This is a genomic window from Pedobacter sp. HMWF019, from assembly GCF_003061025.1.
Classification (GTDB): domain Bacteria; phylum Bacteroidota; class Bacteroidia; order Sphingobacteriales; family Sphingobacteriaceae; genus Pedobacter.
In genome coordinates this window covers 1-20,980 of the sequence record NZ_QAIL01000031.1, presented here as the reverse complement: position 1 = coordinate 20,980, position 20,980 = coordinate 1, and the positions used below count along the sequence as shown (strand labels likewise).

21 protein-coding genes are annotated in these 20,980 nt (G+C 39.0%); 13 read left to right on the top strand and 8 right to left on the bottom strand.

Translation table 11 applies throughout. The features are described 5' to 3' along the window. Nucleotides 1-88: 88 nt before the first annotated feature. The 4 genes from DBR11_RS01900 to DBR11_RS01885 all read left to right on the top strand — a co-directional run bounded on the left by DBR11_RS01900 (nucleotide 89) and on the right by DBR11_RS01885 (nucleotide 5,191). Nucleotides 89-1,171, top strand: a complete 1,083-nt coding sequence (locus tag DBR11_RS01900; RefSeq protein ID WP_108549917.1) for a tetratricopeptide repeat protein — start codon at nucleotides 89-91, stop codon at nucleotides 1,169-1,171. 122 nt (nucleotides 1,172-1,293) lie between these two features. Then, nucleotides 1,294-2,439: a lipopolysaccharide assembly protein LapB gene (locus DBR11_RS01895; RefSeq protein ID WP_108549916.1), complete on the top strand. Its 1,146-nt coding sequence runs from the start codon at nucleotides 1,294-1,296 to the stop codon at nucleotides 2,437-2,439. A gap of 130 nt (nucleotides 2,440-2,569) precedes the next feature. After that, complete coding sequence (locus DBR11_RS01890; RefSeq protein WP_108549915.1) at nucleotides 2,570-4,732, top strand: FUSC family membrane protein; 2,163 nt, start codon at nucleotides 2,570-2,572, stop codon at nucleotides 4,730-4,732. A 48-nt stretch (nucleotides 4,733-4,780) separates the two neighbouring features. After that, nucleotides 4,781-5,191, top strand: coding sequence for an organic hydroperoxide resistance protein (locus DBR11_RS01885; protein WP_108549914.1), 411 nt, complete (start codon nucleotides 4,781-4,783; stop codon nucleotides 5,189-5,191). Between the two features lie 40 nt (nucleotides 5,192-5,231). Here DBR11_RS01885 and mgtE read toward each other — a convergent pair whose 3' ends face one another. From mgtE to DBR11_RS01870, 3 genes are read right to left on the bottom strand one after another with little or no spacing between them, the layout of a single operon-like run. Continuing rightward, a complete protein-coding gene (gene mgtE / locus DBR11_RS01880; RefSeq protein ID WP_108549913.1) occupies nucleotides 5,232-6,584 on the bottom strand; it encodes a magnesium transporter in 1,353 nt (450 codons plus the stop codon). Nucleotides 6,585-6,629: 45 nt separating this feature from the next. Beyond that, on the bottom strand, nucleotides 6,630-7,748 hold the full coding sequence (gene corA / locus DBR11_RS01875) for a magnesium/cobalt transporter CorA (RefSeq protein WP_108549912.1): 1,119 nt from the start codon (nucleotides 7,746-7,748) through the stop codon (nucleotides 6,630-6,632). Nucleotides 7,749-7,753: 5 nt separating this feature from the next. Further along, nucleotides 7,754-8,365, bottom strand: coding sequence for a WbqC family protein (locus DBR11_RS01870; protein ID WP_108549911.1), 612 nt, complete (start codon nucleotides 8,363-8,365; stop codon nucleotides 7,754-7,756). A gap of 62 nt (nucleotides 8,366-8,427) precedes the next feature. On the opposite strand from DBR11_RS01870, the gene DBR11_RS01865 reads away from it, so the two are divergent. Together DBR11_RS01865 and DBR11_RS01860 are read left to right on the top strand one after the other, a co-directional pair. Beyond that, the gene (locus tag DBR11_RS01865) at nucleotides 8,428-9,282 is read left to right on the top strand and encodes a lysophospholipid acyltransferase family protein (RefSeq protein ID WP_233260614.1); all 855 of its coding nucleotides are present in this window, start codon (nucleotides 8,428-8,430) and stop codon (nucleotides 9,280-9,282) included. Continuing rightward, nucleotides 9,255-10,304: a glycosyltransferase family 2 protein gene (locus tag DBR11_RS01860; protein WP_233260613.1), complete on the top strand. Its 1,050-nt coding sequence runs from the start codon at nucleotides 9,255-9,257 to the stop codon at nucleotides 10,302-10,304. The genes DBR11_RS01865 and DBR11_RS01860 overlap by 28 nt, the downstream gene beginning before the upstream one ends. Nucleotides 10,305-10,306: 2 nt before the next feature. On the opposite strand, the gene aroQ is transcribed toward DBR11_RS01860, so the two are convergent. Then, nucleotides 10,307-10,729: a type II 3-dehydroquinate dehydratase gene (gene aroQ / locus DBR11_RS01855; protein ID WP_108549918.1), complete on the bottom strand. Its 423-nt coding sequence runs from the start codon at nucleotides 10,727-10,729 to the stop codon at nucleotides 10,307-10,309. Nucleotides 10,730-10,773: 44 nt separating this feature from the next. Between aroQ and xerD the strand changes: the two genes are divergently transcribed. After that, nucleotides 10,774-11,673 (top strand): site-specific tyrosine recombinase XerD, encoded by a 900-nt coding sequence (gene xerD, locus DBR11_RS01850; protein WP_108549909.1) that lies wholly within the window; start codon nucleotides 10,774-10,776, stop codon nucleotides 11,671-11,673. Nucleotides 11,674-11,684: 11 nt separating this feature from the next. Here the strand turns inward: xerD and prmC are convergent, their stop codons facing one another. Then, the gene (gene prmC, locus DBR11_RS01845; RefSeq protein ID WP_108549908.1) at nucleotides 11,685-12,533 is read right to left on the bottom strand and encodes a peptide chain release factor N(5)-glutamine methyltransferase; all 849 of its coding nucleotides are present in this window, start codon (nucleotides 12,531-12,533) and stop codon (nucleotides 11,685-11,687) included. 48 nt (nucleotides 12,534-12,581) lie between these two features. Between prmC and ribD the strand changes: the two genes are divergently transcribed. From ribD to DBR11_RS01820, 5 genes are all read left to right on the top strand, one after another. Further along, the gene (ribD, locus tag DBR11_RS01840) at nucleotides 12,582-13,634 is read left to right on the top strand and encodes a bifunctional diaminohydroxyphosphoribosylaminopyrimidine deaminase/5-amino-6-(5-phosphoribosylamino)uracil reductase RibD (protein ID WP_108549907.1); all 1,053 of its coding nucleotides are present in this window, start codon (nucleotides 12,582-12,584) and stop codon (nucleotides 13,632-13,634) included. Continuing rightward, a complete protein-coding gene (locus tag DBR11_RS01835) occupies nucleotides 13,634-14,503 on the top strand; it encodes an EamA family transporter (RefSeq protein WP_108549906.1) in 870 nt (289 codons plus the stop codon). Before ribD ends, DBR11_RS01835 begins: the two co-directional genes overlap by 1 nt. Then, a complete protein-coding gene (locus tag DBR11_RS01830) occupies nucleotides 14,493-15,107 on the top strand; it encodes a YigZ family protein (protein ID WP_108549905.1) in 615 nt (204 codons plus the stop codon). The genes DBR11_RS01835 and DBR11_RS01830 overlap by 11 nt, the downstream gene beginning before the upstream one ends. Before the next feature lie 20 nt (nucleotides 15,108-15,127). Continuing rightward, nucleotides 15,128-16,006, top strand: a complete 879-nt coding sequence (locus tag DBR11_RS01825) for a nucleoside phosphorylase (RefSeq protein ID WP_108549904.1) — start codon at nucleotides 15,128-15,130, stop codon at nucleotides 16,004-16,006. Nucleotides 16,007-16,112: 106 nt separating this feature from the next. Continuing rightward, nucleotides 16,113-16,436, top strand: coding sequence for a hypothetical protein (locus DBR11_RS01820; RefSeq protein ID WP_108549903.1), 324 nt, complete (start codon nucleotides 16,113-16,115; stop codon nucleotides 16,434-16,436). A 34-nt stretch (nucleotides 16,437-16,470) separates the two neighbouring features. On the opposite strand, the gene DBR11_RS01815 is transcribed toward DBR11_RS01820, so the two are convergent. Further along, the gene (locus DBR11_RS01815; RefSeq protein ID WP_108549902.1) at nucleotides 16,471-17,322 is read right to left on the bottom strand and encodes an RNA polymerase sigma factor RpoD/SigA; all 852 of its coding nucleotides are present in this window, start codon (nucleotides 17,320-17,322) and stop codon (nucleotides 16,471-16,473) included. A 277-nt stretch (nucleotides 17,323-17,599) separates the two neighbouring features. On the opposite strand from DBR11_RS01815, the gene mnmA reads away from it, so the two are divergent. Further along, a complete protein-coding gene (mnmA, locus tag DBR11_RS01810; RefSeq protein ID WP_108549901.1) occupies nucleotides 17,600-18,691 on the top strand; it encodes a tRNA 2-thiouridine(34) synthase MnmA in 1,092 nt (363 codons plus the stop codon). Between the two features lie 105 nt (nucleotides 18,692-18,796). Here mnmA and DBR11_RS01805 read toward each other — a convergent pair whose 3' ends face one another. Further along, nucleotides 18,797-20,236 carry a serine hydrolase gene (locus DBR11_RS01805; RefSeq protein ID WP_108549900.1) on the bottom strand — a complete coding sequence of 480 codons (1,440 nt, stop codon included), beginning with the start codon at nucleotides 20,234-20,236 and terminating at the stop codon, nucleotides 18,797-18,799. Between the two features lie 71 nt (nucleotides 20,237-20,307). Beyond that, complete coding sequence (locus DBR11_RS30060; RefSeq protein WP_158275184.1) at nucleotides 20,308-20,475, bottom strand: hypothetical protein; 168 nt, start codon at nucleotides 20,473-20,475, stop codon at nucleotides 20,308-20,310. Nucleotides 20,476-20,980: the final 505 nt, after the last annotated feature.

Genomic DNA, 20,980 nt, shown 5'->3' with positions numbered 1-20,980 from the left:
AAAGTGAATAATTAATCTCAATAACTATAAAAATGAGGCTATTCTACATAAAGAATAGCCTCATAACCATTAAAAACAATCATTTAATATGAAAAAAGTACTTTTTAGTATACTGTTTGTAGGAGCTGCTACGCTTGCAAATGCACAAAAGAGTGAAGTTGCCGATGCAAAAAAAGAATGGAATCTGTTCCAGATTACCATGAGCCAGAAACCAGCGCTGGACAAAACACTTGCTGCGTTAAATTCTGGATTAAAGCATACAGATAACGCTATAGCTAATGAAAAATCCAAAAACATGGTTGAAGCATGGAGTTATCGTGCGTTATTTGCTTCTGCTATTGCTGCCTCAGACAGCTTAAATTTTGATAACTCTATCGCCAATCAGAAAATCGCTGAAGAAGCTGTAGTTAAAGCAAAAGAATTAGATACAAAAGGTGACGAGAAGTCAAATATCGCAAATGCGGAAACCAATATCACTAATGCAATTAAAATCCGTGCATTCACTGCATATAACAAACAGGATTTTGCTTCTGCTTTGAAATTCTTCAATGAAGCTACCGCCAAAAATCCTAACGATACTTCTATGTACCTGAATGCGGGTATCATGGCCAGAAATATCAAAAACTATCCTGAAGCCATCAGGAATTTCAAAAAAATAATTGATTTCAATACACCAAATGCTAAAGATTTGTATTCTGAGATCATTAATTTATCCCTGAGTGAGGTTAAAGATACTGTAGGAGCGATCTCTCTATTAAAAGAAGCATCTGCCAAATATCCTGATGCGGAGAACTTTATCCAGATTGAAACACAGTTATACATCAACAAAGGAGATATCGCTAAATCAGAAGAGATGTTAAACAAACTCATTGAGAAAGATCCTAAAAATGCAACTTACCAGTACCTTAAAGGCGATGTTTATTATCAACAAGCTGTAGAGATCCAAAACAAAAAGAATAAAATAGATCCTAAAAAAATAAAGGAATCTAATGCTTTGACTACGCAGATCACAACACTTTTAGATAAAGCATTACCTTTCTATCTAAAGTCATCCGAACTGGATCCTAAATACGCTCCAGCGTTGGAAGCATTGAAAAGGGTTTATGCTTTTAAAAATGAAACTGCAAAATATGATGCAGTTAAGAAAAAACTAGACGAATTAAAACCTTAGTTTTATAATAAAGCAATACAAAAAAGAGGGATAAATTTCATCCCTCTTTTTTTTTATATAAATTTGTTCAAAACCCAACGGTAGCACATGGTAGCTTCATCACCATTAAAAAAATATATACAATGAAAAACAGATCCTTCTTTTTAATAGCGACATCAGTATTTATATCTTATCAAAGTTTTAGTCAGACAAGCCAGATCAAAATAGCCCAAAATGCAGTTGGAAAACTTCAGGTAGCTATAGCCAGTGGAATGGATAAGAATAAACAAATGACTGTTGTAGGAGAGGGGCTGAAGGCTACAGAAAGCGCTCAAACAGACAAAAAAACAAAAAACTGGCCAGAAACCTGGGCTATTAGATCTTACCTGAGTTCATATGTGGCCCTGATTGATCAGGACGAAACCAATTCCGAGAAGTATTACGCCACTGCAGTAGAAACACTAGATTCTGCAAAAAGACTGGATAAGTTCCAAAGCAATACAGCATTAACAGATGCGGCAAATTACAATATTATCCTAAAGAAACAAGAAAAAGGAAATAAAGCCTATAATAACAATGAATTCAAAACAGCCTTTACTTTATTGAAAGAGGTAAGTGATTTTTTCCCAAAAGACACCGTCATTTCAATCAATACAGCGCTAAGTGCTCAAAATATCAATGATTATAACAGTGCATTGTTTTATTTTAAACGCGCAAAAGACAATGGCATTAAAAATCCTGTGGTATTTCAATCCATGGCTGGAATATATACTTCCAAGTTTGAGCAGGAAGCAGCCATCAGAATTCTTGAAGAAGGCCTAAAAGTTAATCCATACAATATATATCTCAATAATAATTACATCAACTTGCTACTCGACAATGAGCGTTACGATCAAGCCAAGCAGGTGATTGAGAAATCATTAACTATAGAATCCAAAAACAAACTGTTATATTTTCTATACGGTTATTTATACCAGATCAGCTCCAACAATTCTACAGCGGAATTGGCATATAAAAAAGCACTTGCGCTGGATCAGAATTATTTTGACGCATTGTACCAGTTAGGACTTGTATATGTCAACAATGCCAATGATGCATTAAAAGGCGATAAAGAAAAACGCGCACAAGAATTCTCTGCATTAATCAACCGTGCTGAATTCGTGTTACTGCAAGCCCATGAAATCAATCCAAATGACAGACCTACAGTTCAGCTTTTAATTGACATTTATACTCGTAAAAACAGATTAGACAAGGCACAGGAGCTTAAAAGGAAATTAGAAGAATTTTAGAGTAAATCCGATGGAAGGATGGTACAAACAATACCGTACTTAACATAATAATAATTATAACATATATTATAATTAAACAGATCGGCATAAAGATTGTTCTCAGACGCTATAACAAACACACACACCACATATGTTCCAAAAGCCGATAAGAAATATACATGATTTTTTATTAAGTACTTATTTTGCTGATGGACTTCGGATCACTTTTGGAGTTTTATGCCCGTCATTAATCCTGGCCCAGTTTGGAATGCTTAAATTCGGAATGACGCTGTCCTTAGGTGCATTATGTGTGAGCGTTGTAGATACACCGGGGCCAATTATACACCGCAGAAATGCAATGGCTGTAACCACAGGATTAATATTTGTATTATCCATACTAGTCGGCTTAACCAATCGGAATATTTATTTTACAGGAATTCTGCTCGCTCTAGGCAGTTTTGTATTTTCTATGTTCTTTCTATATGGTACTCGTGCTGCTGCAATTGGAACGGCATCCTTGTTGGTTATTGTTTTGAGTGTAGACGATATCAGGCCATGGCAAGAAGTTTTACGCTATGGAGGACTCATTTTATGTGGCGGCTCTTGGTATGCCTTGCTCAGCTATTCCATCTACAGACTTCGTCCATATCGTGTCGTACAACAAACCTTAAGCGATTCCATATATGAAGTTGCCTCATTTTTAAGAGCAAAAGCAAAATTTTACCACGAGAACATCAGTTACGACGATCATTATGCAATATTGCTTCAACAGCAGGTTCTTGTTAATGAAAAACAAGATGCTGTAAGAGAAGTTTTGTTCAAAACCCGTGAAATTGTCAGGGAATCGACGCCTGAAGGCCGTTTTTTACTGCTGGTTTTTGTTGATATGGTTGATTTATTCGAGCAAATCATGTCTACCTATTACAATTACAAACGCTTGCATGAACAATTTGATTCCATTGGTATTTTGACCAGTTATGAGTTGGTTATCAATAACATAGCAGACGAATTAGACGAAATTGCTTTTTCCTTGAAAACAGGTGGTACTCCTCGCCTGCCTACCCTCCTGATCGAACAGGTGGCGAAATTAAAAGCACAAATCATTGATTTAGAGTCTAATAACATAGATGGTCAATACAATACCCTGGGCATTGTAGCGCTGAAAAATATTGAGGTCAATATAGAGAATATCCTGGCCAGAGTTAAAACCATCAACAGCTACTTCAATAAAAACGAGAAGAAAAACCTTAAAGCCAGGCAAATAGACACCGAAAAGTTCATTACCAGGCAAAATATAGATCCAAAATTGATGCTGGAGAATTTAACATTCAGTTCATCAACCTTCAGGCATTCGATAAGAGTTGCCATCGTTATGCTGATCGGATATATTGTTTCTAAATCCCTGGGTTCTTCTCACAGTTACTGGATCCTGCTTACCATTCTGGTGATCTCAAAACCCGGTTTTAGCCTTACCAAACAGCGAAACTACCAAAGAATCATTGGTACAACAATTGGCGCCCTGGTTGGAATGCTCATTCTTACCTTTGTACATGACAGACATGCCCTTTTTGTCATCCTGCTGGTTTGTATGGTGGGCTGTTACAGCTTCCAGCGCAAAAATTATGTTGTAAGTGTTCTTTTTATGACCCCTTATATCCTGGTACTCTTTGATTTCCTTGGTATGGGAGGTCTTTCAGTGGCCAGCGAGAGGATCATTGATACCGCTATTGGTTGCGGAATTGCTCTGATAGCCAGCTATTTCCTCTTTCCAAACTGGGAATATGAAAAACTCAAAGAAGCCATGATCGAGACCTTAAAAGCGAATGTGAACTATTTTGAACAGGTAACCAGTTTATATTTCCAGGAAGAACAGAACCTCACCAATTATAAAGTAGCACGAAAAGAAGTATACGTGACCTCTGCAAACCTGGCTTCACTCTTCCAAAGAATGTTTTCTGAGCCTAAGAGCAAGCAAATCCTGATGAAGGAAATGCACCAGTTTACGGCATTGAACCATCTTCTATCCTCCTATGCGGCTACCCTTTCCTTATATAATAAAGAACATAAATTTAGCTTCAAGAATTTTGAAGAATTACAACCTGTAATCAAAAACACCATTTACCTGATCAATCTCTCTGCAGAAATCTTAACAAACTATAAAGCTGAAATCAGCAATGTACCCTTGATCAGAATTAAGGAAGAAGTTACAGGCCCTATCCCTCAAGACGATTCTTCGGTAATCAGCGATCTTCTCGATCTTATTCAGAAAGTAGCTTATGACATTTATAAACTGAGTGAAAAAATCAGATTCTAAAAACATAGTACCACCTTACTTTGTTCCTTTAGTATAGAAATTAATATTATGGAAAAAGTATATACGGCCTCAGTACTGGCCAAAGGTGGCCGCGACGGGCATATTAAATCAAGCGACGGACAAATCGAATTTGATCTTAGAAAACCTAAAGAAATGGGTGGACAAGGAGGAGCAACAAATCCTGAACAATTATTTGCAGCTGCCTGGGGGCCGTGTTATTTAGGCGCTTTAGGCTCTGTAGCCAAACATGATGGCGTAGATGTATCTGAAGCTACCGTCAATGTACATGTCTCTTTTAATAAAGATGGAAATGCATTTGTACTGTCTGCAGATCTGGATGTACATATTCCGGGAATTTCACAGCAGGAAGCTCAACAATTAGCCGATAAAGCCCACCGGGCCTGTCCATATTCCAAAGCAACTAAAGGCAATATAGAAACGAGAGTAACAGCACTTTAAAACCTATATGTTCAGGCCTGAGAAAACTTAGGCCTGAATTTTACAACAACAATTTGCTCGCCAATCCCAGGAGCAGAAAAAAACCAAAAACATCCGTAAATGTGGTAATAATAATAGAGGAAGCAATTGCCGGATCTATCCCTACCCTTTTCAGTATCAATGGAATTCCAGCTCCGGTAATACCGGCGATCACCAGGTTTCCGGTCATTGCAAGGAAAATTACCACACCGAGCAAAGGATTACTGTCAAAATACAGCGCAAAAACCAATACAATCAGACCAGTCGCTGCACCATTAATCAGGCCCACTGTAAACTCTTTCAATACCGTACGATACGCCTGACTATCTGTTAAATCGTACAATGAAATTCTTCGTACGGTAACCGCCAGGGCCTGCGTCGCTGCATTTCCACCCATTCCGGCAATAATAGTCATGTAAGCAGACAGAACCGCTATTTTTTCCAGTGTAGGCTCAAAATAGCGTACCACCGCCGAAGCCAGAAAAGCTGTAGCCAGATTGATGATTAACCAGGGCAACCTTGATTTTACCGCATCTATCCAGTTTCCACTTAATTCCTCATCTTCTGATACTCCAGAAATTTTTAAGATATCTTCCGTATTCTCATCTTCCAGAACGTCGATAACATCATCAAATGTTACCCTTCCAAGCAAATGCATTTCATGATCAACTACAGGAATACTGGTAATGTTGTACTGTGAAATTAAACGAGCCACCTCTTCCTGGTCCATATCCGGATATACCCAGGCCACTTCCGTTTTAACCAGTTCGGTAATATGTACATTTCCCTTTGATTTGATAATATCTTTTAAGGAAACTATTCCACGGAAAATATTATGGTCGTCTACCACAAAAATGGTATAGAATTCTTCAATCTCCTCGCTCTGCCTGATAATCTCTTCAATCGCATCCTTTTTAGTGAGGTTCAGATTAATCCGGATAAACTCCGTGTTCATCAATCCACCCGCAGTATCCTCATCATAACGAAGCAAATTCCTGATCTCCGACGCATCATCCTCACTCAGATCACCCAGAATCTCCTTTTGTTCGTGTTCCTCCAGTTGTGAAATGATATCCGTCGCATCATCATAATCCAACTCTTCAACAATCTCCGTACGTTTTTCCGGATGTAACTGCAAAAGCAGTTCCTCAGGATGCGCCTCTTCATGCATCTCTGAGATCACCTCAGAAGCGATTTCTACAGGAAGAAGATTAATAATCCGCTGGCGATCCTCTTTAGTGATGCTCTCAAATAAAATTGCAATCTCAGAGGCATGATATTCCCCAAGAACAGCTTTTAAGTGTTCGTCATTCCCACTACTTAATGCCGATTTTATCTTAGATACATCGGTCTTATCCAGGTCAAAAGATTGCATGTATCGCGAATGTAAAAATAATTTGGCTTAAATCCCCCTCTTATTCTATTTAAACCAGCCTTTTCTCCAGAAATAAATCACCTGTACTACAGCAATGACCACCATAATGATCATGGTATACAAATAGCCATGCTGTGCATACAATTCCGGCATGTTATCAGGCATCAACTTACCGGTAACAGGATCCTGCCGGGCAAAGTTCATCCCGTAAATTCCTGCTATAAAGGTCAAAGGAATAAAGATCGAAGACATAATGGTTAAAACCTTCATGATCTCGTTCATCCTGTTGCTGATGATTGAAAGATACATGTCCAGATTACTGGCCGAAATTTCCTTTAAAGACTCTACAATGTCGATAATCTGGATACAATGGTCGTAAGCATCCCGAATGTATAATTTAGTCTGATCCGTAATTAACGGGCTGTCGCTTCTTAAAAAATCATTCAATTTATCACGTTCAGGCCAGGCGACCCTTCTGATGGCAATCAAGTTTCTCTTCACCGCCTGAATATCATACATGATTGAACGGTCGGGCTTATCAATCAATCGATCTTCGATCTGGTCCAGATCTTCTCCCCAAATATTCAGAATTTCAAAGTATTTGTCAATCACTACATCCATAATCGCATACATGATGTAACTGCTGCCAGAAACCCGGATATTGCCCTTACCCGCTTTTAAACGGTTCCGAACAGGATCAAGACAATTCTCATAGCCCTCTTGAAAAGTAAAAACCGCATTATCCGTCAAAATGAAAGAAATCTGTTCATTTTCGAGGTTGTTCTCCTCATCAAAAAACAACATTCTGCTTACTGCAAAAACATAGGTGTCATATTCCTCCTGTTTTGGTCTCTGATAGGTTCTGGTAATATCCTCTAATACCAGTTTATTCACGTTAAAATCACGTGTCAGTGTTTCAAACATCGCTTCAGATTTGAAGCCTCTGATGTCCACCCAAAAAGTAAGGTTCTTATCCGTTAACACCTTGCTTAAGTGCTCAATAGAATTGGTTTCCTCAATCTTATATTCGCCAGCGTTAAATGCATGAACAGTCACTTTCGGTTCCAGCGAATGCTCATCAATATAGACTTGACCTGGACTGGAGCCCACTACTGGTAAAGAGTAATGCTTTCTTTTTCTCTTTGACTTAATGCGTTTTCCCATATGTGTTAAAAGAATAATTTCGCCTGAGGGCCCTGGCTAAATAACAAATCCACCACACTCAGGTTTTCAATAAAACCAGTCCTATCTTCAAAAACCTGGAAATAAGGCTTAGCCGGATGAACCTGTGATGGATTTTTAAAACTCAGCCTGTCCCTGTAATCCAGCTCTGCACCTATATTTTTAATGTACTCTTCCGTAAAAGACAATTCCGCAGGCTTTTTTAATTTTTGCAGAATCCATTCAAAAATCTCCAGGTTGTAATCAAACAGGAAGTCAAATTTCTGCGTATAAAAACGGGAAAGCTCATCTTCATAGTACTCAAAGTAAGCGGAATTCCTGTAGGAAGTCTGTAAACTAAGCCAGTGAAGCCGCTGCCATTTAAAATCGTAACTTATTTTGACATCTTTATAAACCGTATGCACTTTTGAGCCCTTAACCACAGGAACATATAAATCCAGACTTCCGTTTGGAGAGGCAATTTTAGCTCTGTTCCTATACGTTTGCTTAGGAAAATGTTCAAATCTTTCTATTATAAAATTAAAATCATGCGCATTAAGTGCTGAAAAATACCCTACGGGCGGAAGATAAAAAAGTGGAAATGTTGCCGGACTTTGCATTTGTTAATTTATGTTTGCATTCTCAATTCGCCAAATTAATGATAAAAAAGGGGTTTTCTTATATGGGTATATTTTTTTTATACCTCATTGCTCTATTGCCAATGCCCCTATTATATTGTTTTTCAACAGCTTTATACCATTTCGTCTATCATATTACTGGCTATAGAAAAAATGTGGTCCGCGAGAATTTGACACGCTCCTTTCCTGGTAAAAGCATAGATGAAATTAAAGTGACAGAAAAACGCTTCTACCGCTTTCTTTGCGACCTGATCTTTGAAATTATAAAAATGCCGCTGATCGGTAAAGCAGAATTGGAAAAAAGATGCAAATTCACTAATCTCCATCATATTGAAGCCTTACTCGGCAGTAAAAAAAGCGTAATCGTATGCTCTTCCCACTATGGAAACTGGGAATGGGGAATGCTGGCCTTCGGAATCAAAGTATCCAGTCCAAAATTTGTGGTTTATAAACCTCTGCACAGCCCAGCCTTTGACGCCTGGTTTTACAAAATGCGCTCCAGGTTTGGGAACACCCTGGTTTCTATGAAACAAACCCTAAGAGTACTGGCCAGTTCAAGAAACACACCTTCTGTACTTTGTCTGGCCTCAGATCAGACACCAGAAACAGACCAGGCTAAATACTGGATAGAATTTCTTCATCAACCAACAGCTGTCTATACAGGCCCTGAAAAAATTGCAGTTCAAACTGACAGGGCAATTTTTTACATCCAAGTCCGTATACTCAAAAGAGGATATTATGAATTAGATTGCGTCCTTCTGTCGGAAGAGCCAAAGGAAACTGCAACACACGAAATCACAAAAAAGCAATTTAAACTACTAACAGAGAGCATACTTGCAGAACCGCAATACTGGCTATGGAGTCACAAAAGATGGAAGCACAAACAACAATCAGCATAAATATGGAGCCAAGTGTAGCCGTTGTTATCTTAAACTGGAATGGAAAGGCATTGTTAGAACAATTTTTGCCCAGTGTTGTCCAATCAAAATACAGCAACCTCCAAATCATTGTTGGCGATAACCACTCCTCAGACGACTCCGTAGATTTTGTTAAAACAAATTACCCGGATATCCAGATTATACAGAATGATCAGAACTACGGATTTGCCGGGGGCTACAATAAAGTTCTTGAACAAGTAAAAGCAGACTATTTCATCCTCTTAAATTCTGATGTAGAAGTACCGCGAAACTGGATCAGCCCGGTCGTTAGCCTGATGGAAAGCGACCCGAGCATTGCAGCTGCGCAACCAAAAATCAAATGGCAGAAAGATAAAAACCAATTTGAATACGCAGGAGCCGCAGGCGGATTTTTAGACAAATATGCCTTTCCCTTTTGCCGCGGAAGAATTTTTGATGCCATAGAAAGTGATCAGGGACAATACAACAATACATTGGAAATCTTTTGGGCCAGCGGTGCAGCTTTTTTTATAAAAAGCAAGTATTGGACACAAACCGGAGGATTAGATGCAGCTCTGTTTGCCCATATGGAGGAAATTGACCTCTGCTGGAGACTAAAAAACCTGGGTTATAAAGTCATGTTCTGCCCGGATGCCGAAGTTTATCACGTAGGTGGTGGTTCGTTAAACGCCACTAATCCATTTAAAACCTATTTGAATTTCAGGAATAACCTGATGATCATGCAAAAAAACCTTCCCGCACCAGAAGTGTTTTCAAGGATATTTATCCGCTTTTTCATTGATTTTGCTGCATTGCTCCATTTCCTGTTAAAAGGAGAAGTAAAATTTGCAATGGCCGTATCCAAAGCTCATTTTCACTTTTTCAAACATCTTTCTGCAACACGCAAAAAAAGAACAGCTAAACAAATTCCCTATAAACAACATACAGGCGTACTGCATTCCAGTATTGTTTACAGCTTTTTCATTAAGAAAATCAGAAAATTCAGCGGTATCGAATTCAAATAACCTTATAATGGCTGGATCAGGTGCTCTATGGCCAGCCTGTAACCGTCCATCCCAAATCCGGTTAAAATACCTTTGCAGTTTTTGCCCGTAATGGAAACATGGCGATATTCCTCTCTCGCGTAAATATTAGAAATATGCACTTCTATAACCGGAGTGTTTATGGCTGCAATCGCATCAGAAATCGCAACAGAAGTATGCGTATACCCACCTCCATTCAAAATAATACCATCAAATGAAAAACCAGTTTCATGCAGTTTATTGATCAGTTCCCCTTCTACATTGCTCTGATAATAATGGATATCAACCTCTTTATAGTGTTCCGTCAATCGCACCAGATAGCTTTCAAAGCTCTCGTTACCGTAAACACCAGGCTCGCGTACCCCTAAAAGGTTCAGATTTGGTCCATTTATAATTTGTATCTTCATCCCGTCAAACATAATAGTAAAAATTTACAGTATAAAATTTTTGTGTGATAATCCGTCCCTACCTAAAAGAATTCAAAAGCTACCTCAAACTGGAACGTGCGCTTTCCGGAAATTCAGTTGATGCCTATCTGAACGATGTCGCCAAACTCACCCAGTACCTGGACGCAGCAAATCTCAATCTGCAGGTCAAAGAAATCCATACCGAACATTTAAAAACATTCTTAGTCTGGCTTCATGAACTGGGCGTACTTCCCAATACACAAGCAAGAATCATTTCAGGTTTAAAAGCTTATTTTGGCTACCTTCTCCTGGAAAATCTCATCCAGAGTGATCCCTCAGAACTGCTCGAAACCCCAAAGGTCCGGAGAAAGCTGCCAGACGTGTTAACCATACACGAAATTAATGAACTGATTGGAGCAATTGATGCCTCGAAGCCCGAAGGCATGAGGAACAAGGCTATTATAGAAGTACTCTACGGTTGTGGGCTTCGGGTTTCAGAACTGGTTGGCTTAAAAATCTCCGACCTCAACTTTGAATCCGAGTTTATTAAAGTAACCGGTAAAGGAAATAAGGAAAGGATCATTCCAATAGGAACAACTGCGCTTCATCTCATTCGTATTTACATCACAGAGATTAGAGTACACCTGAACATTAAAAAAGGGAACGAAGATTTTATTTTTCTCAACAGAACAGGCACAAGTCTGTCCAGAATATCCGTTTTTACCATGATCAAGGGTCTGGCAGAGCGAATTGGCCTAAATAAAAGCATCAGCCCGCACACCTTAAGACATTCATTTGCAACACATTTAGTAGAAGGAGGTGCAGACCTGCGTGCAGTACAGGAAATGCTGGGACATTCCAATATCACTACAACAGAAATCTATACCCACCTGGACAGAGATTACCTGCAAGGTATCATTACTCAATTCCATCCAAGAAACTAGAAGACAATATATTATCGCATACAACTCACCATTCTATCCTTACCCTGCATATCCTTTTTAAGCGTAATTCTCGTAAAACCTTTGAACTCCAGCATTTCAACCGTTTCCTTTCCAAGATATTCATTGATTTCAAAAAAGAGTAAGCCCTGCGGATTCAAATGCACCAGCGCAAAATTAGCGATGGCTTTATAAAAAATCAATGGGTTCTCATTACTTACAAAAAGAGCACGATGAGGCTCGTGGGCCAAAACATTTTCATGCATCTCTGGCTTTTCATCCTCCTTGATATAAGGAGGATTACTCACAATAAGATCAAAACTTTCAGTCCCGGAATATAACAGGATATCAGCCTCTATAAAATTCACAACTACCTTATTCATAGCAGCGTTATACTGAGCAACTTCAAGTGCATCTACAGAAACATCCAAAGCAGAAACATGGAAACCATCCAATGATTTCTTCAACGCAACAGCAATGCAACCACTCCCGGTACCTATATCCAGCAAACTTCCCTCATTCCGATTCGCGCCTTTCAACTCTTCAATAATCCAATAAACCAGTTCTTCTGTTTCCGGCCGGGGAATCAATACCGCAGAATTCACTTTGAAAGGGAATCCATAAAACCATGTCTCTTCGAAAATATACTGAATAGGCTTTCCGGTCTTCAGTTTTTCCAAAACTTCCAGGTATTTGGGTAAGTCAGATGCCTCAATATCTGTATCCAGACTAGTCATCGCTTTCGTTCTGCTCCAGCCCAGCAGCTGGTCTAGCATCCTGTAAAACAATGCAGAAGCCTCTTCTTGGTTATAAAATTCGGCGCCTTCACTAATAAAAAGGTCTCTTAGTTCTTTAAAATTCATGGCCTGTAAAAGTAACTAAATCAAACAATATACCTTACTTTTGCCCTAATGAGAGATGAAATATATATGCAGCGATGCCTGGAACTGGCAGAATTAGGAATGGCTTCTGTAAGCCCAAACCCAATGGTCGGCTGCGTCATCATTAACAATCATAAAATTATTGGTGAAGGTTATCACCAAAAAATCGGGCAGGCACACGCAGAAGTGAACGCCATTCATTCTGTATTAGAAAAATATGGCGAACAAGCCGAAAGCCTGTTGAAAGAAGCCACAGTATATGTAAGCCTGGAGCCATGCGCACATTTTGGTAAAACCCCACCCTGTGCCGATCTGCTGATCAAACATCAAGTCAAAAAGGTAGTCATAGGCAACAGAGACCCATTCCCCGATGTAAATGGCAAAGGTATATTCAAGTTGAAAAATGCCGGTATAGAAGTCATCCACGGCGTTCTTGAAGAACAATGCAGACAGCTCAACAGACGTTTTTTCACCAGAATAGAAAAACAACGCCCCTACATCATTTTAAAATGGGCTCAAACAGCCAATGGTTTTTTTGCACCCTTAACACCTTCCATGCAATGGATCACAGGTGCACTTTCCAAAAAGCTGGTTCATAAATGGCGAAGTGAAGAAGATGCCATTCTGGTTGGCAAAAAAACCGTACTGACGGATAATCCCGAGCTCACCACCAGAGCGTGGCATGGAAAAAACCCTATCCGGATCATTATCGATAAAAATCTCGAAATTCCATCTGATAAAAATATTTACAACAATGTAGTTAAAACAATTATTTTCAATGAGTTAAAAACAGATGTAATTAACAACCTGCATTACGTTCAAATGGAAGATATGCAATTCTACCTGCCACAAAAAATTGCCTTCCAGCTTTACTTGATGGATATACAATCGATCATGATTGAAGGCGGCGCCAATATCTTAAATCAGTTCCTCTCATCAAATTTATGGGATGAAGCACGGGTTTTAACATCCACTGTAAGTTGGGGATCAGGGATTTCCGCACCTCGGATCAATGGAAATATTATAAGTGTCTCTCCAATAAATGAAGATCAACTCATTCTATATAAAAATACGTCATCCTAATGATATACATACTCTTAAGTATTTTTTGCAGTGTTACTGTAGCCGTTTTTCTAAAACTCGCCAAGCGATATAAGATCAATGTGATCCAGGCAGTTACCTGGAATTATCTGTTCGCTATCTTATTTAGCCTGGTGTTTTTCAGACCAAAGTTAGGAGACCTGCTCCAGGCACCATCGCCAGTCTATATGGGGCTTGGTATTTTATTGCCCGTTGTCTTCTGGATACTCGCTGCGTCAATCAAAAATATTGGAATTGCAAAATCAGACATTGCCCAGCGCCTGTCTCTTTTTATCCCTATACTTGCGTCCTATTTCCTGTTTAAAGAGAACATCAGCGGATTAAAACTTGCAGGCCTGCTCACCGGAATAATTGCAATACTCCTTACCTTATTTAAAAAACAAGGTAAGAGAAGCAGTGGTCAAATTTCCGACTGGGTCTATCCAACAGTGGTATTTATAGGCTTCGGCGTCATCGACGTTTTGTTTAAAAAAATAGCCCAGGTACAATCCATGCCCTTCACCACTTCATTAGTATTGGTATTTGGACTTTCATTTGTCATTTCCCTAATCGCTATTGGCTATCTGGCCATCGTAAAAAAGCAGAAGCTGGAACTGGTCAATTTTTTATGCGGCTGTATCCTGGGTGCCTTCAATTTTGGCAATATCTTTTTTTACCTTAAAGCCCACCAGGCATTGGCCAGTAATCCCTCAACCGTATTTGCAGCCATGAATATGGGCGTTATTATTCTAGGCAGTCTAATTGGACTGATCATCTTTAAAGAAAAGTTCATCAAAATCAATTATATCGGACTCCTGCTGGCCCTCGCCTCTATTATTTTGATCACCTTAGCTCAGTTACATGCTTTTTGAAGACACCTATAACACCATTGAACAGCCATCAGAAGGACTTTTTAAAGATAAAGGAAGCAAGTTTATTGGCTATGCTTATCCCATCAGCAGCGAAGATGAAGTAAAATCAATTCTGCTTAACCTCAGATCTGAACACGCCAAAGCCAGGCATTTCTGCTGGGCATTACGTTTAAGTCCAGACAGAAGCGTATTCAGGCTAAACGACGATGGAGAACCATCAGGAACAGCAGGAAGGCCTATATTAAATACGTTGTTGTCTGCAGACCTCACCAACCTCCTGGTGGTCGTAGTCCGCTATTTCGGAGGAACACTTTTAGGCGTACCTGGCCTGATCAATGCTTATAAAAATGCCACCATAGATGCGCTGGACCATGCCGTAAAAGTTCAAAAAACTGTCAATGACATATACAGGATCACTTTTGAATACCTTAGCATGAATGACGTGATGAAAGTAATCAAAGATGAAGACTTAACTGTTAAACAGCAATCCTTCGACACCAGCTGTAGCATGGACATTGAAATCCGGAAGCTAAAACTAAATAAGGTCATTGACCGTTTAGAAAGCATAGAAAGTGTAAAAACAACCTACCTCAGTACCATTTAACAAAATTAACTCTATATACGATGAGCAAATTATCAGAATCAGACTTAGTGATCAATGAAGACGGAAGCGTTTATCACCTCAATTTAAGACCTGAAGACATCTCAAATACCATTATAACTGTTGGAGATCCAGACCGCGTTTCGGAAATCAGCAAATATTTTGATCGAATAGAACTCAAAAAAGGAAAAAGAGAGTTCATCACCCATACCGGCTACCTTGGACAGAAACGTTTAACCGTTTTGTCAACCGGCATCGGTACAGATAACATAGATATTGTCATCAATGAATTAGATGCTCTGGTAAATATAAACCTCGAATCCCGAGAAATAAAAAAAGATCTGACCTCCTTAAACATCATTCGCATAGGTACCTCAGGCGCTGTACAACCCGATCTGGCCATGGGAACTATTTTGGCTTCCTCTTTCGGGCTCGGACTTGATGCACTGATGAATTATTATGTTCAGGAACACACTGGAGAAGAACACAGTTTACTGGATAACATCAAAACACATTTTGCCCATCTGAAAAACATCCATCCTTACCTCACTGCTGCCAGCCCGCAATTGCTGCATACCATTGGAAAAGACCTTCCACAAGGTATAACAGTAACTGCCCCTGGCTTTTACGCACCACAGGGCAGACAGGTCAGAGCAAAAAATGCCGTACCCAACTTCATCCAGATGATCAATAGCTTTAAACAAGGGCCTTACCGCATTACCAATTTAGAAATGGAAACAGCTGGCATCTATGCCCTTGCTAAAACACTTGGCCATAAGGCGCTGTCTATTAATGCCATTCTGGCCAGTAGGGTAAATTTTGAGTTTAGCAAAGAACCACAAAAAGTGGTCGAAAATGCGATTAAACTGATCCTGGAGCGCTTAAGTACAAGCGAAAATTAATTACTTCAAATAGAAGTACATAAAAATCAGAATTCTAGAAATTACCCGTTTCGGCAAACAAAATGTGGCTTAGCGGTGTTAAATTTAAAGATTAAATTGAGAACGAATGTTAAGAATTTTAAAACATAAACTTGCAATTTTTACTGGAAAAACGCTTCTGTTAAATAGTGGTGATAGCAAAGAGTTGGAAATAGGCAAACGAATTGTATCGGTTATTGCAGGTGCTTATATCTTTCAAAGAGGAATACGCACAATTTATAAAACTCCTGCTATGGGTATACAGGAAGTTCTATTAGGTGGTTTTCTCCTGTATAACGGAGCTACAGGAATTAACGCATTGGTCGATAAAAAACCAAAAGAAGTTTCCGATGTAAGAAAAAACCAGATACAGGGAAACGATCCTGCTGAGCGTGTACCCGCTTTTGTTTAAATAGTTTCCTGATTAGGTTATGCTGATCAGGAAACTATAGCTTATTCCTAAAGATACTTGCATTTGCCCGTAACTTTCTAAGTGCAATTTCACGAAGTTGCCGCACACGCTCCTTCCCAATACCTAAAGTCCTTGCTATATCCTGCAGCTGAACAGGTTCCGTATTTCCTAAACCAAAATTTACGGTCAGTATATATCTCTCTCTTGGAGACAAAACAGACATTATCCGGTCAATGAAACCTTGCAAAGACTCCACATCCATACCTTTATCCGGTGCATACCGATAATCTCTCAATATATCGAGTAAAGAACTCCCTATCTCAGAATCCGCTATGGCATCGATAGAAATTGGTAACCTGGCATTCACCAGATAGTCCTCTACACTTTCTTTTGCAATTCCTGATTGCTCGGCCAATTCTTCAGCCGTGGGAACCCGTTCCAGCTGTTGTTCCAGTCGCTGTATAACATTATTCAATTTCGTAATATTACTTACCTGATTTAGCGGAAGCCTGACCGTGCGTGTCTGGTCTCCCAGAGCCTGCAGAATATTTTGTCTGATCCACCATACCGCAAAAGAAATAAACTTAAAGCCCTTGGTTTCATCAAACCGCTTTGCCGCTTTAATGAGCCCGAGGTTACCTTCATTGATCAAATCTATCAAAGCCATTCCCCGGTGCTGATATTGCTTCGCCACTGAAACCACAAACCTAAGATTAGAAACAATAAGCTTACAAAGAGCCTCCTGGTCCCCTTCTCTTACCTTCTTTGCCAAAATGCATTCCTCATCAGCTGTTAAAAGTTCGAACCTCCCAATCTCATTCAGGTATACATCTAAAGATTCGGATTCCCTTTTAGTAATACTTTGTGTAATCTTCAATTCTCTCATGCTACATTTAATTTTTTCATATTTATCTAAATATTTACTTAAATCAACATATTTGTATGTTAATCGCAAATATTAAAAGATATTTGAAAAGAGAAAGCCCTATCCGTTCATTCTGGAAATAAACCTGAAATGCCCTTCTAAACCAGAACTATATTCTCTATATATTCCAAAACACCTCATAATATTTAGCCCTCCAAATGTCATTTTACAAGGAACTGACTTCAGAAGCGCCTTTTTTTGCATTAAAAAAATTACTTTTGCATTTGATAAAAAGACAATGAGTAAAAGAGGCAGAATTTTAGTAGCCATGAGTGGCGGTGTGGACAGTTCAGTAGCAGCAGTGATGTTACACGAACAGGGATATGAGGTAATTGGCCTAACTATGAAGACCTGGGACTATGCCACTTCCGGAAGCAGCAGCAAGGAAACTGGGTGTTGCAGCCTGGACAGCATTAACGATGCCCGTACACTGGCCGTAAATTACGGCTTCCCTCATTATATTCTTGACATCAGGGATGAATTTGGTGATTATGTCATTGACAATTTTGTTGATGAATACCTTGCCGGACGTACCCCAAACCCATGTGTACTTTGCAATACCCATATTAAATGGGAAGCCTTGTTAAAACGCGCCAATAAGCTAGACTGTGAGTTTATTGCCACAGGTCACTATGCCAACATCAGACAACAAGACAGCGGCAGATACGTGATTTCCAAAGGTCATGATGAAAACAAAGACCAGAGTTATGTGCTCTGGGGCGTATCACAGGAAAACCTATCGAGAACACAGTTTCCATTAGGTTCCTTTGCCAAATCTGAGATCCGTCAAATGGCACTCGATATGGGACAGGAAGAACTTGCCAAAAAAAGCGAAAGCTATGAAATATGCTTTGTACCAGATAACGACTACAGAGCTTTCCTAAAACATAAAGTAGAAGATCTGGAAGAAAAAGTTGCCGGCGGAAATTTTATTCTGAGCAACGGTATGATTGTGGGACAACACAAAGGTTATCCATTCTATACCATCGGGCAACGTAAAGGCCTAGGTATCGCTTTTGGCGAGCCTATGTTTGTTACCCAGATCTTACCAGAAAGCAATACTGTAGTTCTAGGTCGTGCAGACGAGCTGGAAAGACGGGAAGCTATGGTGCGCAATATCAACCTGGTTAAATACGCTAACATTAACGATCCAATGGATAACGTGATTACCAAAATCCGTTATAAAGATGCAGGGATGTTAAGTACTATTGTGCAGGAAAATGATAAAATGAGGGTAGTATTTGACCATTCTGTGTCTGCAATTGCTCCAGGTCAATCCGCTGTATTCTATGAAGGCAATGACCTTCTGGGCGGTGGTTTCCTTTGCTAAATCTGCACCTTCCCTGGTTTGCACAAGAAAAATAGATTTTCTGATCTCGCTGAACCTTACAGGTTCTGAGACTCGTTCATGAAAACCTATTTTTCACTTATGTAATCAAGAAGAACGCAGTTTCTTTAAAATACCCCTGGCCACACCATCAACGTCAACCTCAGCATTCGAAATCACCGCCACGGCAATTTCCTTCTCTATATTAAAGATCAGAAAGCTTCTGCACCCACCAGTTCCCCCATTATGCCAGTAATATTTATCATCCTTTACCTGATATAGATGCCAGCCCAGGCCCACTACTGGACCCTTCGAAAAAGTGACCTGGTGGCTTAAGCCGAAAGCACTAGACAAAGAAGAAGATTCACATTTTATATTCGCTTTTGCATAAAGCAGCAAATCATTAACGGTAGAATGAAGACATCCACAAGCAGCAAGAGCATCAAAATCCCAGGGTTTTGTCTCATCACCATCGGCATCATAAACCTTAACAAAACGACTTGATAACAAAGGTGGTAACTGCTGATAAGTACTGCTCATCTTTAACGGACCAGTAATCACATGTTGTACAAGCTGTTCATATGTTTTCCCAGATACCCTTTCCAAAATTACACCAAGTAAACCCATCGCTTGATTTGAATAAGCATACACTTCACCAGGAACAGATCTCAATTTACAGGTCTTAAGATTAGCAAGGAGCATCTTTTCATTGTAGGACTTATATGGATTAAGCCTATCCATTCCCCTATATTCAAAATTGGCAGGCAGAGAAGGCAATCCTGAAGTATGATTACTTAAGTTAATAATTTTGATTTTTTGAAGTTCAGGATTTGCAGATAGCGAATCTGGTAAATACTCGGTGATGGGATCGCTTAACCTAATTTTGCCCTCATTAGCATAATAAGCCAATATAATTGCCGTAAAAGTTTTGGTAATAGAACCTATTTCAAAAATCGTATTGGCATCAGGAAGTTTACCCTTTCCCTTCTCTATTTCTCCATAGCCATAAGTTTGCATCATACCATTATTTAAAATTCCAATACTTAATCCCACAGTATTAGACTTCTGAATGTACTGTCTGGCAATAGAATCTACCTGCCTGTCTAGTACAGATTTTAAAATGTTGGAGGTAGCAACAGGTACCGGCTTATTAAAAATGATTGATTTAAACGGAGTAAAAGTGATAGAATTAAATTTATTCTCCTTCTCAAGCGCAAAAGAAAATACCAGTTTTCCGGATTCAAACACCAATTTATATCTGCTAATGGCATTATCTAAACCATCAAACGACGACAGTTTAATTCTCCCTAAAGGATATATTTCCTTTTCAAAAAAAACATTCAGATTTTTTTCATTAACAACCTTTTTATACGCTTCGCTCCCCGAAGCGTATATTAAACTTGTATTCCTTTGATCAATATATTTCTTTATCGCCAAAAAAACAGAATCACTTCTTTGTTGCTGATGACTTTGTGCTTGTGTCTTTAATGAACTAAGGCTCAATAATAAAACTGATAAAAGGAGACACGTTAATTTAATACTTTTCATTAATAGCGAATTTACCAATAAGTATTAAGAAAGCAATAAATGAAACACGCTGCTCCACTGATACAATAGCACTATGGGCACGGTTTTCCCGAAAACGCATCAGAAACTCCTTTTGCTATTCTTGCCATACTATTGGTGATGATTTGATTTAAAAATGATGTGTATTGCATCTCTGTAGCCAGATGATTGGGATTATCGGCCGCTATGACCAATTCATTAGGGATAAATAGCCATTTCATCGAATACAATACGAATCTAAGTCCAATCCATTACCTAACTGTTAGCTATCTGTTGTAGGCCGGAAAAAACCAGGGATTTCTTTTTTATACGGTCTCCTAATTTAAATTTTCTTTTATACCAATAGTTCAACATAAACTTTATATTTATTTCAACGCAAAATTTCAGCAAGAAACACAAACTGCCATGCTTATACCTCACTTATGGATAGGTCGCTGTTTGTTCGGTGATCTATCGCTATTCCTTCGGAAAACACTCCCGTTCAATTGAACAATCCGCATTCTAAAGCCAAAGTTACAAAGACTTAATGTACCAGCAGGTACAAAATAGGTGGCAAAGAATTAGGCAACTTCAAATAATTTTGAAGGTATGTCTGGTCGTGTCGAGCTCGTTAAAGCTCAATGATTATTCTTTACCCCCTTTTATAAAAAAAACAAAAATTAATTTCAAAATATCAGAAAAAAATTTTACGTTTACATCGAGAGCGTTAATTTAATGAAAAGGGGC

Coding starts and splice junctions, on each gene's coding strand:
- DBR11_RS01900 (WP_108549917.1), top strand. CDS start 89: ATGAAAAAAGTACTTTTTAGTATACTGTTTGTAGGAGCTGCTACGCTT.
- DBR11_RS01895 (WP_108549916.1), top strand. CDS start 1,294: ATGAAAAACAGATCCTTCTTTTTAATAGCGACATCAGTATTTATATCT.
- DBR11_RS01890 (WP_108549915.1), top strand. CDS start 2,570: ATGTTCCAAAAGCCGATAAGAAATATACATGATTTTTTATTAAGTACT.
- DBR11_RS01885 (WP_108549914.1), top strand. CDS start 4,781: ATGGAAAAAGTATATACGGCCTCAGTACTGGCCAAAGGTGGCCGCGAC.
- mgtE (WP_108549913.1), bottom strand. CDS start 6,584: ATGCAATCTTTTGACCTGGATAAGACCGATGTATCTAAGATAAAATCG.
- corA (WP_108549912.1), bottom strand. CDS start 7,748: ATGGGAAAACGCATTAAGTCAAAGAGAAAAAGAAAGCATTACTCTTTA.
- DBR11_RS01870 (WP_108549911.1), bottom strand. CDS start 8,365: ATGCAAAGTCCGGCAACATTTCCACTTTTTTATCTTCCGCCCGTAGGG.
- DBR11_RS01865 (WP_233260614.1), top strand. CDS start 8,428: ATGGGTATATTTTTTTTATACCTCATTGCTCTATTGCCAATGCCCCTA.
- DBR11_RS01860 (WP_233260613.1), top strand. CDS start 9,255: ATGGAAGCACAAACAACAATCAGCATAAATATGGAGCCAAGTGTAGCC.
- aroQ (WP_108549918.1), bottom strand. CDS start 10,729: ATGAAGATACAAATTATAAATGGACCAAATCTGAACCTTTTAGGGGTA.
- prmC (WP_108549908.1), bottom strand. CDS start 12,533: ATGAATTTTAAAGAACTAAGAGACCTTTTTATTAGTGAAGGCGCCGAA.
- ribD (WP_108549907.1), top strand. CDS start 12,582: ATGAGAGATGAAATATATATGCAGCGATGCCTGGAACTGGCAGAATTA.
- DBR11_RS01835 (WP_108549906.1), top strand. CDS start 13,634: ATGATATACATACTCTTAAGTATTTTTTGCAGTGTTACTGTAGCCGTT.
- DBR11_RS01830 (WP_108549905.1), top strand. CDS start 14,493: ATGCTTTTTGAAGACACCTATAACACCATTGAACAGCCATCAGAAGGA.
- DBR11_RS01825 (WP_108549904.1), top strand. CDS start 15,128: ATGAGCAAATTATCAGAATCAGACTTAGTGATCAATGAAGACGGAAGC.
- DBR11_RS01820 (WP_108549903.1), top strand. CDS start 16,113: ATGTTAAGAATTTTAAAACATAAACTTGCAATTTTTACTGGAAAAACG.
- DBR11_RS01815 (WP_108549902.1), bottom strand. CDS start 17,322: ATGAGAGAATTGAAGATTACACAAAGTATTACTAAAAGGGAATCCGAA.
- mnmA (WP_108549901.1), top strand. CDS start 17,600: ATGAGTAAAAGAGGCAGAATTTTAGTAGCCATGAGTGGCGGTGTGGAC.
- DBR11_RS01805 (WP_108549900.1), bottom strand. CDS start 20,236: ATGAAAAGTATTAAATTAACGTGTCTCCTTTTATCAGTTTTATTATTG.
- DBR11_RS30060 (WP_158275184.1), bottom strand. CDS start 20,475: ATGAAATGGCTATTTATCCCTAATGAATTGGTCATAGCGGCCGATAAT.